Annotated in this window: 15 protein-coding genes; 4 read left to right on the top strand and 11 right to left on the bottom strand. The window is 56.4% G+C overall.

Translation table 11 applies throughout. The annotated features are described in order from the left end of the window. Nucleotides 1–253: 253 nt before the first annotated feature. From HMPREF2541_RS10510 to HMPREF2541_RS10530, 5 genes are read right to left on the bottom strand one after another with little or no spacing between them, the layout of a single operon-like run. Nucleotides 254–697, bottom strand: a complete 444-nt coding sequence (locus tag HMPREF2541_RS10510; RefSeq protein WP_064087074.1) for a ubiquinone anaerobic biosynthesis accessory factor UbiT — start codon at nucleotides 695–697, stop codon at nucleotides 254–256. 18 nt (nucleotides 698–715) lie between these two features. Continuing rightward, entirely contained in the window at nucleotides 716–1096 is a 381-nt protein-coding gene (locus HMPREF2541_RS10515) for a hypothetical protein (RefSeq protein WP_070543503.1), read from the bottom strand. A gap of 52 nt (nucleotides 1097–1148) precedes the next feature. Further along, nucleotides 1149–2048 carry a U32 family peptidase gene (locus tag HMPREF2541_RS10520; RefSeq protein ID WP_064087072.1) on the bottom strand — a complete coding sequence of 300 codons (900 nt, stop codon included), beginning with the start codon at nucleotides 2046–2048 and terminating at the stop codon, nucleotides 1149–1151. Between the two features lie 42 nt (nucleotides 2049–2090). Then, nucleotides 2091–2342, bottom strand: coding sequence for a hypothetical protein (locus HMPREF2541_RS10525; RefSeq protein WP_070543504.1), 252 nt, complete (start codon nucleotides 2340–2342; stop codon nucleotides 2091–2093). An 11-nt stretch (nucleotides 2343–2353) separates the two neighbouring features. Beyond that, nucleotides 2354–2686 carry a hypothetical protein gene (locus HMPREF2541_RS10530; protein ID WP_070543506.1) on the bottom strand — a complete coding sequence of 111 codons (333 nt, stop codon included), beginning with the start codon at nucleotides 2684–2686 and terminating at the stop codon, nucleotides 2354–2356. A gap of 93 nt (nucleotides 2687–2779) precedes the next feature. On the opposite strand from HMPREF2541_RS10530, the gene HMPREF2541_RS10535 reads away from it, so the two are divergent. Further along, complete coding sequence (locus tag HMPREF2541_RS10535; protein ID WP_070543508.1) at nucleotides 2780–3649, top strand: acyl-CoA thioester hydrolase/BAAT C-terminal domain-containing protein; 870 nt, start codon at nucleotides 2780–2782, stop codon at nucleotides 3647–3649. A gap of 276 nt (nucleotides 3650–3925) precedes the next feature. Here HMPREF2541_RS10535 and HMPREF2541_RS10540 read toward each other — a convergent pair whose 3' ends face one another. Continuing rightward, nucleotides 3926–5035, bottom strand: coding sequence for a ubiquinone anaerobic biosynthesis protein UbiU (locus tag HMPREF2541_RS10540; protein WP_246824993.1), 1110 nt, complete (start codon nucleotides 5033–5035; stop codon nucleotides 3926–3928). Between the two features lie 270 nt (nucleotides 5036–5305). On the opposite strand from HMPREF2541_RS10540, the gene alaS reads away from it, so the two are divergent. Beyond that, nucleotides 5306–7927 carry an alanine--tRNA ligase gene (alaS, locus tag HMPREF2541_RS10545; protein WP_070543564.1) on the top strand — a complete coding sequence of 874 codons (2622 nt, stop codon included), beginning with the start codon at nucleotides 5306–5308 and terminating at the stop codon, nucleotides 7925–7927. A gap of 104 nt (nucleotides 7928–8031) precedes the next feature. After that, nucleotides 8032–8382, top strand: a complete 351-nt coding sequence (locus HMPREF2541_RS10550) for a VOC family protein (RefSeq protein WP_070543510.1) — start codon at nucleotides 8032–8034, stop codon at nucleotides 8380–8382. 119 nt (nucleotides 8383–8501) lie between these two features. On the opposite strand, the gene HMPREF2541_RS10555 is transcribed toward HMPREF2541_RS10550, so the two are convergent. The 4 genes from HMPREF2541_RS10555 to HMPREF2541_RS10570 all read right to left on the bottom strand — a co-directional run bounded on the left by HMPREF2541_RS10555 (nucleotide 8502) and on the right by HMPREF2541_RS10570 (nucleotide 13178). Next, a complete protein-coding gene (locus tag HMPREF2541_RS10555) occupies nucleotides 8502–10058 on the bottom strand; it encodes an L-lactate permease (protein ID WP_064084943.1) in 1557 nt (518 codons plus the stop codon). Nucleotides 10059–10261: 203 nt separating this feature from the next. After that, nucleotides 10262–11716: a LutB/LldF family L-lactate oxidation iron-sulfur protein gene (locus HMPREF2541_RS10560; RefSeq protein WP_064104644.1), complete on the bottom strand. Its 1455-nt coding sequence runs from the start codon at nucleotides 11714–11716 to the stop codon at nucleotides 10262–10264. Then, nucleotides 11713–12411 (bottom strand): LutC/YkgG family protein, encoded by a 699-nt coding sequence (locus HMPREF2541_RS10565; RefSeq protein ID WP_070543512.1) that lies wholly within the window; start codon nucleotides 12409–12411, stop codon nucleotides 11713–11715. The genes HMPREF2541_RS10560 and HMPREF2541_RS10565 overlap by 4 nt, the downstream gene beginning before the upstream one ends. Further along, nucleotides 12408–13178 carry a (Fe-S)-binding protein gene (locus HMPREF2541_RS10570; RefSeq protein WP_070543513.1) on the bottom strand — a complete coding sequence of 257 codons (771 nt, stop codon included), beginning with the start codon at nucleotides 13176–13178 and terminating at the stop codon, nucleotides 12408–12410. The genes HMPREF2541_RS10565 and HMPREF2541_RS10570 overlap by 4 nt, the downstream gene beginning before the upstream one ends. 205 nt (nucleotides 13179–13383) lie before the next feature. Here HMPREF2541_RS10570 and HMPREF2541_RS12080 point away from each other — a divergent pair, with 205 nt between their 5' ends. After that, the gene (locus HMPREF2541_RS12080) at nucleotides 13384–13719 is read left to right on the top strand and encodes a hypothetical protein (protein ID WP_141744241.1); all 336 of its coding nucleotides are present in this window, start codon (nucleotides 13384–13386) and stop codon (nucleotides 13717–13719) included. 52 nt (nucleotides 13720–13771) lie between these two features. Here the strand turns inward: HMPREF2541_RS12080 and HMPREF2541_RS10575 are convergent, their stop codons facing one another. Then, a complete protein-coding gene (locus tag HMPREF2541_RS10575) occupies nucleotides 13772–14881 on the bottom strand; it encodes a glycerol dehydrogenase (RefSeq protein ID WP_070543515.1) in 1110 nt (369 codons plus the stop codon). Between the last annotated feature and the right edge of the window lie 69 nt (nucleotides 14882–14950).

Here is a 14950-nt window from a genome sequence, read left to right on the forward strand (position 1 = left end):
CACTATATTGAGTGATTTTGCTTCCTAAGCCCCACTTTCAAATTATGATTTGTATGTTTCAGGTAGCCCTGGTTAAAGCCAGCACAGGCTACCTGAAAACTTCTCTTGCGACAGTGTCGGCACAGCCATACCAGTTTATCGTGCTGCTGCGGTGTAGCCTATCCGTTTCAGCTGCCTCAGGCAAGTATGGCAGGCTACCTGAAAGACTTGGCTTCAACACGGTTCAAACGAAGCGGCAGCGCCCCACGGGCGCCTATTCAAACATTTCCTGCCATTTCACCAACTGCTCGGCAAACGGCCATTCCACGCTGTCGAGCAGGTTTTTGGTGATCAGCCCCAATTCGGTGTCGCCTTCGATTTGCAGTTTGCGTTTGAAAAACAGGGTATCGGGGTCTTCTTCGCGCAGCATCATGCGCAAGAAATCCACGCCGTTGGCGGCCAGCCGGAGGTCGGGTGTGCCTTCGAAGCGGCGGTCGAGGAAGCGTTCGCTATCGGCGGTGAAGCGCACAGTGATGCCCGCGTCGAGCACGTCGATTTCGAAAGTGCGGCCGTCAAACAGGCTCATGTCGGCAGGCAAAAGGCCGCGCTTGAGCATGAGGTTGAGGGTTTTAACCAGCGCGAAACGCGGCGGCAGGGCGGGCAGGCGGCGGCCGATTTGGGCGCACCATTGCGGCAGGGTGATGTCGGGCAGGGGCATGATGGTTTCCTTTGAAGATTAGGGTGTTGCTTGCAGGGTGTCGAATTTGTCTTCTTTCCAATCATGAAATACCATGCACAAACCGTCGGTGTCGGTTAAATCCAGGCTGTCAGCCACTTCTCCGTTGTCTTGGCGGATGAGTTGGATTTGGGCGGCGAGTGCGAGGCTGTATTGTTCGTTTTCGAGGTCGTCTACCACGCCGTCTAGAATCATCATCAGGCCATAGAGGGTGTCTTCGGCAGCTTTGCGGGCGACGGCCTGTGTTTCGGGTGTGGCATCGGCAGCGATATTTTCCAAGGCGTAGCGGTGGGCGTGTTGGAACAAGATTTTACCGAAGGCGTGCGCCAGCCATTGTTTGCGCTGTTCGGGTTTGTCGGGTGGCGGGGAAAGTAGTCGCATAGTGGTTTTCTGGTTATTAAGATGGGTTTCAGGTAGCCTGCTTCTGGCTTTTTCAGGCAACGAGGCTGTGAACGGCTTCGATGCCGGGTTTGCCCAGCCAATAGCCGTCCACGGGCGTGCCGGTGGCGAGGCGGGCGAGTTCGGGCAGGGCTTCATCGAGGGTGGTTTGGCCGTCGAGCACGGCGCGGTGCAGTTCGATGATACGCGGCATGTCGGTGAGCTGGGGCGAGAGGCGCAGGATGTTTACGCCGATGGCGGCCATGTCGGTGTGGTGCGGCAGCAGGCATTGGCTGCCGTAGGACATGGTTTGGATGCCGTTGATGGTGAGGAACGGCTGGCCTTCGCGGGTGTTCATGGTGAGGCCGTGTTCGTGGTCGAGGCAGCGGAATTCGCAGCTGTCTTTGTTCAGGTTGTAGTGCCGCGCGGTGAAGCAGCGGGACGAATAGGCCAAGGGGATTTTGCCCCAGGCGAAGATTTCGGTTTCGATGCCGTCTGAAAGGCGGGCGGTGTCGGCCACTTTGTCGCGGGCGAGTTCGGCGGGGGCGACCCAGCGGTATGCGCCGAGGTTTTGGAAGAGTTGCAGGGTGGCTTCGTTGTAGATGTTGAGGCTGGCCCCGGCCACGAAGGGGATGCCGTGTTCGCGGGCGAGTTTGACCGCGCCCATGTCGTTGGCTTCGATTTTGAATTGGGTTTGGCCGGTGATTTTGCGCAGGCGTTTGAGGTCGGATTCGCTTTCGAGCAGCACTTGGGAAGACAGGATGATTTCCTTGCCGCTGTCGGCGAGGTCTTGGGCGAGGCCGAACCAGTCGGCAAAACGCATTTTCTGGCGGCGGGAGCAGACGGTTTCGCCCAGATAGATGGTGTCGAGCGGGCTGTCGAGCATTTGGACGTAGAATTCGAGCAGGGTTTCTTTCTGCCAGAAGAATTGGATGGGGGCGAGGGAGAGTTTCATGGGTGTTCCTTTGTTTTTTTGTCTTTTCAGACGGCCTGGAGGCTACCTGAAAATCGTTTGGGCAAAGCGGGCAATGTTTTTCCGGTTTATGGCCTGCAATACAACGACGGCTTCGTTCTCTAAAAAATCGGCGGCGGAATCATCGGCATAGGTTTGATTGAGGCGGCACAAATCGTAGAAGGTAAAAACAAACTCTTGTCCGTTGATATGCAATGGAAAATCCAACAGGCAACCTTTGCTCTCGGCTTCAAATTCAGCCAGGTCATCAAACCATTCCGGGAAGGTGATGTGCATAGGATTCCTTTTCAGACGGCCTTATTGTGTTCAGTTTCGGCGGCGTAGATATATTGCATCAGCGTTTCGATAAAAGCGGCCAAATCGCGCTGCCACGAATGGCGGTTGGTTTTGGTGAAATACAGCGATATTTCAGGCTTTTCCATTAAGTAGCAGCCGAAGCTGGCATACAACGGTACGAGGCCGGTGTCGTGGGCGTTGTGGAAGGCGATGGTCAGCGGCATCGTGAAATAAGGGTGCGCAAGCGTCCACACGGCAGGGAAGGCAGGGGTATCTTCTTCGGCGGCCACGGTCAGGTCGTGTTTGTATAGGGCGTTGCGCAGGTCTTTGATGTGTTTTTTCATGCTCTTATTTTTCGCACTGTTTTTCAGGTAGCCCCTACCGCAAAACGGTGGGACAATGCTTTAACTTTAACGCTTTGTTTTTAGGAGCAAGCCATGCAGCCCGACCGGATATTGTCTTACGCTTCAGACGACCTGACCGCCGCGCTGTACCGCGGCCGGTACGCGCCGCCTTCCGACCGCATCGTCATCATACTCGGCGGCAGCGACGGCAGTTACGCGCTCACGCAAACCTATGCCGCCGTGTTTGCCGAAAACGGTCTGACTGCGCTGGCCGTGCCTTACTGGGGGCAGCCGCACCTGGCGCAGGGGCTGGCGCAAATTGCTGTGGAGACAGTGGAAACCGCCGTGCGGTGGGCGCAGGAAATGGGTTTTTGCCAAACCGGCGTGTGGGGTATTTCCATGGGTGCGCAACTCGCCCTGCTGGCTGCCTCCCTGATTCCCGACATCGGCCGCGTGGCCGCCGTCAGCCCGCTGGACGTGTGCGTGCAGGGTTTGCAAACCGCGCCGCGCAGGAAGCTGCTTGACTGTTCCGCCTTCACCTGGCGGGGGTACGACCTGCCATATTGCCCGCTCCACATGAACCGCCTGCGCGTATTGCGGGATTGCGTGAAAACCCGCAGCCTTTGCCTGCGCTCCTGCTACCGCGATGCGGTCGGTGCAGCGGAGGAAACACGCATCCGGGTGGAAAACATCCAAGGCGCGGTGCTGCTGCTTTCCGCCGAAGACGACACCATGTGGCCTTCATACGAAGCCGCGCGGCGCATCGTCCGCCGCTTGGAAAACGGCGGCTTCCAGTATCCCGTCATCGAACGCGCCTACCACCGCGCGGGGCATTACCTGTTTCCATTGGAAAGCCGCTGGCACAAACTGTTTGCCAACGCCCGCCGTTACCCGCAGGACTACATGGCCGCCGCCCGCGACGCGCTGGCGCAGGCACTTGACTTCTTCCACGGCTGGCAATAGGGCAAAGGCCGTCTGAAAGCCTTCAAAGCAGCCTGCACTTTTCAGACGGCCTTCGGGCTGCTTGAAATTTATTCACGCCGCCAAACCCAATCAGCGTTCGATTTGGCCCGCATCCGCACCGAACCTTTGTCGGCGGAAGCGGTCATCGCACCGTAGCAGCCCGTAAGTCGGATACTTGTATCCGACATTTATATTGATCGAAGTGCCGGATTCGAGAATCTGACCTAAGGCTGCTTTTTCAGGTAGCCTTTCAGACGGCCTTGAGGCCATCTGAAACTACTTCCAAGGCCGGTTATATGCGCCCAGCGTGCTTTGGCTGCCTTCGGACACCTTGCCCAAGGCCGTATCCCATGCGGGGGTTACGCGGTAGTGCGCGGGGTCGGCTGCGGCCGCATCTAAAGCCTGCCGCAACGTGCGCGTAACCTGCGAGGTGTACATCGGGCTGCGCTGGCGGCCTTCCACCTTCACCGCCGCCACGCCGATTTTGATGAGCTGCGGCAACACTTCCAACACGTTCAGGCTGGTCGGTTCTTCCAGCGCGTAATAGGTTTCATCGTTCACTTCAAAACGGCCTTTGCACAGCGTGGGGTAGCCTGCCGGTTCGTCTTTGTTGAACTGGTCGATCATCACCTGGTTGAGCCGCACGTTCATTTTGTCGGGCAACTGCTCCCAACGTACGGCCTTGGCGGGCGAACACACACCCTGCATATTCGGCGATTCGCCCGTGGCATAGCTCGACAGGATGCAGCGGCCTTCCACCATCACGCACAGGCTGCCGAAGCCGAACACTTCAATCTCCACATCCGTGTTTTCAATCACATGCTGCACTTGGTCTATCGTCAGCACACGCGGCAGCACGGCGCGGCGGATGCCGAACAAGTCTTTCATTAAATTGATGGCTTCGTAATTGGTGGCCGAACCCTGCACCGACATATGCAGCCGCAGATTCGGATGTTTTTCGCAGGCATAGGCCATCACAGCGGGGTCGGCCACAATCACCGCGTCCGCGCCCAAATCGGCGGCGGTGTCGATGGCGCGCCGCCAGCGTTCCACCTGCCCGGCTTGGGCGTAGGTGTTGATGGCCATCAGCACCTGCCGCCCGCGGTCGTGGGCGTAGCGGATGCCTTCGATGATGGATTTTTGGTCGAAATTCAGGCCGGGGAAATTGCGCGCGTTGGTCGCGTCTTTCAGCCCCATGTAAACCGTGTCCGCGCCGTTGTCCACGGCGGTTTTCAGGGCGGGCAGGTTGCCGGCGGGGCAGACGAGTTCGGGGATTCGGCCGCGCTCGGTCGGCTGCGGCTGGGCGGCGGGTTTGGTGTGGTGGGTGGGCTGGAAGTCGTCAAACAGCATGGCGTGTCCGTTTGTTTGGGGGCAAATATTGGGCATTCTACGGGCAAGGCGGCGGTTTGGCGCTGATTTAAATCAACTTCGCTGGGCAGGTATTTTTCAGGTAGCCTGAGCCCTGGCAAATAAGGCTACCTGAAAAGCGTATTTGCAATTTTCAGGTAGCCTGCAAGCAAAAGGCTACCTGAAAATCCTGCCCTTTCATCCACCGTGCAAGTAGGCAGCCACCTGCAATATGCAGTAAAATCACGCCCAATTTTTGTTAAGCGCGCCAGCCGCCCGAATCATTATTTTGAAAGATACCGAAACGCCATGAAAACCTCCGAACTACGCCAAAAATTCCTAAAATTCTTCGAATCCAAAGGTCACACCATCGTCCGCTCTTCCAGCCTCGTGCCACACGACGACCCGACGCTGCTGTTTACCAACGCCGGTATGAACCAGTTTAAAGACGTGTTCCTCGGCTTTGACAAACGCGCCTACAACCGCGCTACCACCGCGCAAAAATGCGTACGCGCCGGCGGTAAACACAACGACTTGGAAAACGTCGGTTACACCGCCCGCCACCACACCTTCTTTGAAATGATGGGCAACTTCTCCTTTGGCGACTACTTCAAACGCGACGCCATCCACTTCGCTTGGGAATTCCTCACTTCCCCCGAATGGCTGAACATCCCCAAAGAAAAACTCTTGGCAACCGTATACGCCGAAGACGACGAAGCCTACAACATTTGGCTGAACGAAATCGGTATGCCTGCCGAGCGTATCGTCCGCATCGGCGACAACAAAGGCGCGAAATACGCGTCCGACAACTTCTGGCAGATGGGCGACACCGGCCCCTGCGGCCCGTGCTCCGAAATTTTCTACGACCACGGCGAAGAAATCTGGGGCGGCATTCCGGGCAGCCCTGAAGAAGACGGCGACCGTTGGATTGAAATTTGGAACTGCGTATTCATGCAGTTCAACCGCGACGAACAAGGCAATATGAACCCGCTGCCCAAACCGTCCGTCGATACCGGCATGGGCTTGGAGCGCATGGCGGCCGTGATGCAACACGTTCACAGCAACTACGAAATCGACCTGTTCCAAGACCTGCTCAAAGCCGTTGCCCGCGAAACCGGCGCGCCGTTCAGTATGGACGAACCAAGCCTGAAAGTCGTTGCCGACCACATCCGCTCCTGCTCCTTCCTGATTGCCGACGGCGTGATGCCTTCCAACGAAGGCCGCGGCTATGTACTGCGCCGCATCATCCGCCGCGCCGTACGCCACGGTTACAAACTCGGTCAGAAACAGGCGTTTTTCTACAAACTCGTGCCCGATTTGGTGAAAGCGATGGGCGATGCGTATCCCGAGTTGAAAGAGAAACAAGCGCAAATTGAAGAAGCCCTGAAAAACGAGGAAAGCCGCTTCGCCCAAACTTTGGAAACCGGCATGGCTTTGCTGGAAAACGCCTTAACCAAAGGCAGCAACAAACTGGACGGCGAAATCATCTTCAAACTCTACGACACCTACGGCTTCCCATACGATTTGACTGCCGACATCTGCCGCGAACGCAATATCGATTTGGATGAAGAAGGCTTCAACCGTGAAATGGAAGCCCAGCGCGCCCGCGCCCGCGCCGCGCAAAACTTCAAAGCCAACGCGCAACTGGACTACACAGGCGCAGACACCGAGTTCACAGGCTACGAAAAACGCAGCCAAGACACCAAAATCATCGCCTTATACAAAGGCAGCGAAGCCGTGGACGAACTCCAAGCAGGCGAAGCAGGCGTGGTCGTTTTGGAACAAACCCCGTTCTACGCCGAAAGCGGCGGCCAAATCGGCGATGTAGGCTTTATCTTCACAGGCGAAAACCGCTTCCGCGTCGAAGATACGCAGAAAATCAAAGCAGCGGTACACGGACAATTCGGCGCGGTCGTTTCAGGTAGCCTGAAAGTGGGCGATGCCGTATCCGCCGAAATCGACAACGACATCCGCAACAGCATCATGCGCAACCACAGCGTTACCCACCTGATGCACAAAGCTCTGCGCGATGTTTTGGGCACGCACGTCGAACAAAAAGGCAGCCTGCAAAACGCCGAGCTGACCCGCTTCGACATCTCCCATCCGCAAGGCATCAGCGCGGAAGAAATCGCCGAAGTCGAACGCCGCGTCAACGCCGCGATTATCGCCAACGTGCCCGTCAAAGTGGAAACCATGTCCATTGAAGACGCGCAAAAATCCGGCGTAATGATGCTCTTCGGCGAAAAATACGGCGACTTCGTCCGCGTCATCACCATGGGCGACTACTCCACCGAACTGTGCGGCGGCACCCACGTCGCCCGCACCGGCGACATCGGCTTCTTCAAAATCATCAGCGAAGGCGGCATCGCCGCAGGCATCCGCCGCGTAGAAGCCATCACCGGCCTTGCCGCGCTGGCATGGGCGCAAAACCAAGAAAGCCTGATGAAAAACATCATCGCCGAAGTCAAAGCTCAAACCGAAAAAGACGTACTCGCCAAAATCCAAGCCAACGCCGCAAACGCCAAAGCCGTGGAAAAAGAGTTGGCAAAAGCCAAAGCCGAACTCGCCGTCCACGCAGGCGCCAAACTCTTGGACAACGCCAAAGACTTGGGCGCAGCCAAACTCGTCGCCGCCCAAATCGAAGCCGACGCAGCCGCCCTGCGCGAAATCGTTACCGACTTAACCGGCAAATCCGACAACGCCGTGATTCTTTTGGCGGCAGTAAACGACGGCAAAGTCTCCCTGTGCGCCGGCGTATCCAAACCGTTGACAAACAAAGTGAAAGCCGGCGATTTGGTCAAATTCGCCGCCGAACAAGTCGGCGGCAAAGGCGGCGGAAGACCGGATTTGGCACAGGCCGGGGGTACGGATGCTTCCCAAGTCGGCGCGATGTTGGATTCGGCAGAAGGCTGGGTTAGAGAGAAGCTGTAATTAGAAAAGTGCAGGCTGCCTGAAAGTGGGTTTTCAGGTAGCCTGAAACTCATATTGAATATTGATGTCTGATTAATTCAGCCGCTTTAAAATAAGGATTGAGCATGGGCGTTAAACGCATTGTGGCCAATATAAACGCAACCCAACCCGCCGCAGCAAAGGCTTTCTACCATGACCTGCTTGGATTGGAATTGCTGATGGATCATGGGTGGATACAGACCTACGGACAGGATATGACTATGTCTGTGCAGGTCAGTTTTGCCAGTGAAGGCGGTTCTGGCATGCCTGTGCCTGATTTGTCTATTGAGGTGGATAATCTGGACGAATTATTAGAGCGGATGCAGCATGCTGGTTTCACGCCTGAATATGGGCCGACTACTGAACCTTGGGGCGTGCGCCGCTTTTTTGTGCGCGATCCGTTTGGGCAGCTGGTGAATATTTTGCAGCATGAGTAAACGATTCTCTAGGGGGAGAGTTTACATAGCATAGCACCAGCAAACTTTCAGGTAGCCTTTCCATACAAACAGCCTGCACTCTCCAAACTAGAGTGCAGGCTGTTTTGATGCCAACAACGTTACAGTGCGAATGCAGTAAAGCAATACACCGTAATGCCCGCAATAATCACATACACAATCGCATAAGGCATGGCCGAGCGCAGGAAGGCACCTTCTTGGCCTTGCTGTTCGCAGGCGGCGGTGGCGATGGCGATACTTTGCGGCGAAATGATTTTGCCGCCGGTCGCGCCGGCCGTGTTGGCGGCGGCGAGCCATGATTTATTCATGCCCAGCTGGTCGGCCACGGAGGCTTGCAGTTTGCCGAACAAGATGTTGGAAGAAGTGTCGCTGCCGGTGGCGAATGTGCCGATGGCGCCCACCAGCGGTGCAACCAGCGGATAGAATGTGCCGGTGGCGTCTACCAAGCCTTTGGCAATCACGGCAATCATGCTGCTGTGGCTCATAATCGCGCTCATGGCCACCAGGCAGATGACGGTGATGCCCGAAGCCTTCATTTTCACCAAAGTCTGGCCCAGAATCTGGAACAGTTTGCCGGCGGAAACGCCTTGCACTAAGCCGCCGATAAACGCGCCCAAAAACAGCATCAAACCGGCGTTGGACAACCAGCCGAAGGAGAAATATTTGCCTTCCGCATAAATTGGCAGGTGGATTTTGCTCACCAGCGTGGATTTCAAAAACGCGCTGATGGGGCCGGACAGTGGGCTGGCCATGATGATGAAGAACAGGATGAAGCCGTACACCGCCCATGCTTTCGCCATTTGCCCCATACTGATGGCTTTATCGGCAGGCGTATCTTTTTTCTCGGTCATTTTTGCATACAGCACGATGAAGACGATACAGGCGATGCTGCCCAAGATGGCAGGCGTTTCCGCGCCGATGAAATAAGCGGCCACAAACTGAACGCCCAGCGACAAGCCGCCAACCACGGCCGACAGGATAATGTTGGGCACGAGGTATTTTTTAGAAGTGTCGGTCAGCATCAGGATGACGAACGGCACCAAGAACATCAAGAAGCCCAGCTGAATCACCACGTCGCCGGCAATGGCATGGGTCTGCTCAGCCGTTACCGCCGAACCGAACACCTCCTTGGCCAAGGTAATCACGGGGATGCCGACCGCGCCGAAGCCTGTGGCCACACTGTTGCCGATGAGCGATACGAGCGCGGAGAAGCGCGGGCTGAAGCCCAAACCAATCAAAATGGCCGCCGGAATGGCCACCGCCGTGCCGAAGCCCGCCATGCCCTCCAACAGGCCGCCGAAGCCCCACACAATCAGCAGCACCTGAATGCGCTTGTCGCTGGAAATATTAGTAAATTGTTGTTTAATCACTTCAATCTGTTTGCTTTCCAGCAGCACATTGTAGCTGAACAAGGCCATCAGAATCACAATCAGAATGGGGAAGATGGCTTTCAACACACCTTCGGCAAATGCCCAGCCGACGTATCCGGCGCCGTAGCCTGTGGGGGGAGCGAAGCCACTCACGTTGGGTACGGCAAAAATAGCAATCAAAACAGCGGACAACGCAGCCAAGATAGCGCTGCGGTCGCCGCGCATTTTGAAGCCGATCATTAAAATAATCAGAAATAAGATGGGAAAGACGGAAAGGGCGATACTCATGATGTCTCCGTGTGTGTCAATAAAACGCCGTGAAGGCAGGGGGAGGCGGTAAATACAGGGTGCAGGCTGCTTTTTGAGCATTCGAACATAGAGCGCAGCGCTTGCCGTACGCCATCAGACTACCTGAAAAAGGCTACCTGAAACGGTTTCGGCTTCGCGCCGCGCTATGGTTATATTTGCTCAGAAAGCAGCCTGCACTCGGTTTAGCCGGAAGTTTTCTGTTGTTTTTCTTGCAACAACTGGTGCAGCGATTTGGGCGCGGGCTTCATCGGCACGTGGTTGTCGGTCCAGGTCAGCTGTTTGCCCGGGGTCAGGCCGCGGAATTTGGTGGCCAGCGCACCGAACATGCGGTAGGCGGTTTTGCCGGCGAAGATACCGTCGAACATGCGCCAAGCCAGCTGCTCGCCCAAGGTGTGCGATGCGCCTTGGCCTTTAATCGGATAGGGCACGGCTTCGTCGGGCGCGCGTTGCGCTTCTTCGCGCAGGCGCTGCATTTGCTCGGTAATCGGGATTTTCACGGGGCAGACTTCCACGCATGCGCCGCACATGGTGCAGGCGGTGGGCAGGTCGCGGGTGGGCTCCAAACCCAGCAGATGCGGCGACAGGATTTCGCCGATCGGGCCGGGATAGGTGGTACCGTAGGCTGCGCCGCCGATGCGGGTGTACACCGGGCAGTGGTTCATACACGCGCCGCAGCGGATGCATTGCAGCGTGCGGCGCATTTGCTCTTCGCCGTAGGCCTGGCTGCGGCCATTGTCCAGCAGCACCAGGTGCATTTCCTGCGGGCCGTCCAGCTCGTCGGAACGGCGCGGGCCGGTAATCATGTTGAAATAAGTGGTGATGTTCTGACCGATGGCGCTGCGCGGCAGCAGGCTGTAAAGCGGCGGGATGTCGGACAGTTTGGCCACCACTTTTTCAATGCCGGTAATGGCGATGTGCACGGGCGGCACGGTGGTGGACAGGCGGCCGTTGCCTTCGTTTTCCACCAGGCACAGCGTGCCGGTTTCGGCCACGGCGAAGTTCACGCCGCTCAGGCCGACATCGGCGGTGCGGTACACGTCGCGCAGGGCTTGGCGGGCGAAGCCGGTGAGTTGGTCCACGTCGTCGGTCAGCGGCGTGCCGATGTTGTTGTGGAACAGTTCGCTCACCTGCTCTTTGGTTTTGTGGATGGCGGGCATCACGATGTGGGTCGGTTTTTCGCCGGCCATTTGCACGATATATTCGCCCAAGTCGCTTTCCACGGCTTTAATGCCGCGGTCGGCCAGATAATGGTTCAGCTCGATTTCTTCGCTCACCATCGATTTGCCTTTCACCATCAGTTTGCCCTGATGGTGCATCACGATGCCGTGGATGATGCGGCAGGCTTCGTCGGGCGTTTCCGCCCAATGCACTTTCACGCCTAATTTGGTCAGGTTGCTTTCCAGCTGCTCCAGCAAATCAGGCAGTTTGGACAGCGAACGCTGGCGGATGTGCTCGCACAGGGTGCGCAGCATTTGCAGTTCTTGTTCGTCCGACAGCACGATTTTGCGCTTGGTCATCAGCATGTCCATGGCCGTGCGCAGGCTTTTGCGCAAAGGTTTGTCGGCCAGGGCTTCGCGCGCGTTGGCTTTAAAGGTTTCCGGGCGCGGATGGAAGTGTACGGTTTGTTCGGTTCTCATGCGGCATTCTCCAAATCGGCAGGGTCGATATTCTCGGGCAGGATGGCCAATACGACCATATCGCGCGGACCGTGTGCGCCGAAGGCAAGGGTTAATTGGATATCGGCGGTTTTTGACGGGCCGGATGCCAAAATGATATTGGTGGGCATGGCATCGATTAAGGCTTCGCCATGCAGTGCCGCATGAAAGGTGTCGTACATTTTACGTGTATCGAACAGGCAGATGTGTACGGGGGGAACCAGGCTTTGGCTGCGCGGTTCTTCGGGCGAAGAAACCATCATCACCGTGCCGGTGTGGGCGATGCCGCAAACGGACGAGGTGAAACCAGCCTGCACGTCGGCGAAGAATTCGTCTTTCCAATCGTCAATCGGTTTGTCGAAGGCGCGTGTTTCCACAGAAGCAGCCTGCAAAGCCTCTTGGGCGCGGCGGCCGTGTTCGGTTTGCGGCGAAAGCAGCATGTTTTGCAAGCCTTTTTGCTGCGCCACTTCCACCAGCTTTTGTTCCCAATCATTTTCGCGCACCCAGAAAATCTCGGTTTTCACAGCACGCATGGTGGTTGCCCAATGGCGCAGGCGGGCGGTTTCGCTTTCCCATTCGGGCGACATTTCTTGGTAGTAATCGAAAGTTTGCGGCTCCGCCATCGGATAGGCGTTGGCTTTGCGGAGTTTGGCCAGAATATTGTCGCGCGCGCTCATGCTTTACCTCCCGTGCGTTCCAGCAAGAATGTGGCAATGTGTTTGGGTTTGGGCATGTTCGGCTCGTCTTTGGCGATTTTGCCGCCAATGTTCATCATGCAGCCTGCATCCGCGCTCACGATTTCCGTGGCCTGCGTTTCTTTCAGCGCGGCCACTTTGTCGGTGACCATCGCGCCGGAAATGTCGGACTGCTTCACGGAGAACGTACCGCCAAAGCCGCAGCATTCGCTTTCGTGGTCGTGCACGATGCGCTCCACGTTTTGCAGACTGTCGATCAGCTTCCAGCCGGTAATGTGCACGCCCATTTCACGGCGCGCCGCGCAGGAAGTATGCACTGCCACTTTCACCGGCTCGCCCACGTCTTTGGGCTCGTAGCCGATGTCGACCAAGAAATTGGTGAACTCAACCACACGGCCGGCCAATTCGTTGGCGCGCTGTTCGTATTCGCTGCCTTTAAACAATTTGGGCCAATGGTGCTTCATCATGCCGCCGCAAGAGCCGGAAGGCACGACGATAGGATAGTTTTCGGTGAACAAAGTGAGCTGGGCTTTGGCGACATTGAACGCTTCTTCGCGGTGCCCAGAAGAGAATGCAGGCTGCCCGCAGCAGCTTTGCTCCATCGGGAAATGCACTTTGATGCCTTGCTGCTCCAGCAGCGTGATGGCATCCATACCTGCTTCCGGCATAAACAAATCCAAAAGGCAGGTGCCGAAAAAGTAAACATCGGCGGGCTTGCCGCCGTGCGGGGTGGTTTGGTTGGTGTTCATGATAATGCTTCTTATAGTTATTTAAGAATCAATAAATGTATTTGCCATAGCAAATCCGCGCTACTTTAAGCGATATACTTTTCAACGGTCAAGATACTTATTAAAGAATGGTTAATGGTGAATGTTGCTAACATACGTAGAGAGCAGCTTTAGCGGATTACAGAGTAAAATTCGTTGTTATGCGGTAGAGATAGGAAATTGATGTTTGAACAATGGATTGCCATTCCATTCGACTAAAGGCTACCTGAAAATTTGGGAGTACGGCATAAAAAATACCGGCGTGGCAACGCCGGTATTGCATAATCCGAAAGGCTGTTTCACTAGCCAATTTCTAACAAAAAGGCTACCTGAAATTTTTCAGGTAGCCTTCTCACCACAAACACCCTACCCATCTAAAGTGCAGGCTGCTTTTTCAAGGAAGAATGCTCAATCTCATGAAATGGCTGAAAATAATGCTTTTGCAGCTTTATCCGGGCTGAGACTTTTTGTGGTTTGGGAAACGGGCACAGCGCACCCCGCTGCCAGGTTTCAGGCTGCCTGAAACCAACCATACTTTTCCGGCGCGGTTGCCCGGAACGGCAGCCTCATCCGGCTCAACGCGCGGATTTTGCCAGATAATCCCGGCCGAAGCGGTCGGCGGCGAGCAGTGCGGCATACACGTCGGCAGGCTGCACGTTGCCGGGCATATTGCCCATGGTATCGCCTTCGGCGCAGGCGGCTTCGGCCACTTGGCGCATTTTGGCTTCAATGTCTTCGGTTACGCCGATTTGTGCCAGCGTAACGGGCAATCCGACATCCACACACAAGCCGACGACCTGTTCCAGCTCGGCATTGTCTGCGTTTTCCAGCATGAGCTGGGTCAGCAGTCCGAAAGCGACTTTTTCGCCGTGCAGGTTGTGGTGGGTTTCGAGCAGCACGGTCAAACCGTTGTGCACCGAGTGCGCGCCCGCCAAACCGCCGCTTTCAAAACCCACGCCGCTCAGATAGGTGTTCGCTTCCACCACGCGTTCCACGGCGGGGGTTACCACTTTGTCTTTTACGGCAGACACGGCTTTGCGCCCATTTTCCAGCAGCGTTTCGTAACAGAGTTTGGCCAGCGTGAGCGCGGTGGGCGATACTTTCGCCCCGGCCATGGTGTCCGCGCCGCTGTTGGCGCAGGCGCGCGCTTCAAACCAGGTGGCTAGTGCGTCGCCGATGCCCGCGGCCAGCAGGCGCACCGGTGCGTTGGCCACCACTTCGGTGTCCACCAGCACGCGTTCGGGATTGTTGGGGAAGAACAGGTAGGATTCAAACTCGCCATCATCGGTGTAAATCACGGACAGCGCGGAACACGGCGCATCGGTGGAGGCGATGGTGGGGCACACAACCACGGGCAGGCCTGCGTAATAGGCAACCGCTTTGGCCGCATCCAATGTTTTGCCGCCGCCCACGCCGATAACGGCTTTGGCGCCGTTTTGTTCGGCAATGCTTTTTACGCGTTCGATTTCGGTGCGGCTGCACTCGCCGTTAAATGGCACAATCGTGTGCCGCACGCCGGACGCATTCAGGCTACCTGAAAGTTTGTCCTGCAAGATGGACAGGACGAATTTGTCCGCCAACACGGCCACGTTGTCGGCCAACGGCGAAACGTGTGCGCCGATTTGCCCGAACAGGCCTGCGCCTTGGATATATTTGACGGGAGATTGGATGGCGATGGTTTGCATGGTATTTCCTTTCATCAGGTTGGATAAAGTCAGATGGTATAGTGGATTAAATTTAAATCAGGACAAGGC

It is taken from the genome of Eikenella sp. HMSC061C02 (assembly GCF_001809035.1).
In the GTDB taxonomy this organism is placed as follows: domain Bacteria; phylum Pseudomonadota; class Gammaproteobacteria; order Burkholderiales; family Neisseriaceae; genus Eikenella; species Eikenella corrodens.

Coding starts and splice junctions, on each gene's coding strand:
- HMPREF2541_RS10510 (WP_064087074.1), bottom strand. CDS start 697: ATGCCCCTGCCCGACATCACCCTGCCGCAATGGTGCGCCCAAATCGGC.
- HMPREF2541_RS10515 (WP_070543503.1), bottom strand. CDS start 1,096: ATGCGACTACTTTCCCCGCCACCCGACAAACCCGAACAGCGCAAACAA.
- HMPREF2541_RS10520 (WP_064087072.1), bottom strand. CDS start 2,048: ATGAAACTCTCCCTCGCCCCCATCCAATTCTTCTGGCAGAAAGAAACC.
- HMPREF2541_RS10525 (WP_070543504.1), bottom strand. CDS start 2,342: ATGCACATCACCTTCCCGGAATGGTTTGATGACCTGGCTGAATTTGAA.
- HMPREF2541_RS10530 (WP_070543506.1), bottom strand. CDS start 2,686: ATGAAAAAACACATCAAAGACCTGCGCAACGCCCTATACAAACACGAC.
- HMPREF2541_RS10535 (WP_070543508.1), top strand. CDS start 2,780: ATGCAGCCCGACCGGATATTGTCTTACGCTTCAGACGACCTGACCGCC.
- HMPREF2541_RS10540 (WP_246824993.1), bottom strand. CDS start 5,035: ATGCCCAATATTTGCCCCCAAACAAACGGACACGCCATGCTGTTTGAC.
- alaS (WP_070543564.1), top strand. CDS start 5,306: ATGAAAACCTCCGAACTACGCCAAAAATTCCTAAAATTCTTCGAATCC.
- HMPREF2541_RS10550 (WP_070543510.1), top strand. CDS start 8,032: ATGGGCGTTAAACGCATTGTGGCCAATATAAACGCAACCCAACCCGCC.
- HMPREF2541_RS10555 (WP_064084943.1), bottom strand. CDS start 10,058: ATGAGTATCGCCCTTTCCGTCTTTCCCATCTTATTTCTGATTATTTTA.
- HMPREF2541_RS10560 (WP_064104644.1), bottom strand. CDS start 11,716: ATGAGAACCGAACAAACCGTACACTTCCATCCGCGCCCGGAAACCTTT.
- HMPREF2541_RS10565 (WP_070543512.1), bottom strand. CDS start 12,411: ATGAGCGCGCGCGACAATATTCTGGCCAAACTCCGCAAAGCCAACGCC.
- HMPREF2541_RS10570 (WP_070543513.1), bottom strand. CDS start 13,178: ATGAACACCAACCAAACCACCCCGCACGGCGGCAAGCCCGCCGATGTT.
- HMPREF2541_RS10575 (WP_070543515.1), bottom strand. CDS start 14,881: ATGCAAACCATCGCCATCCAATCTCCCGTCAAATATATCCAAGGCGCA.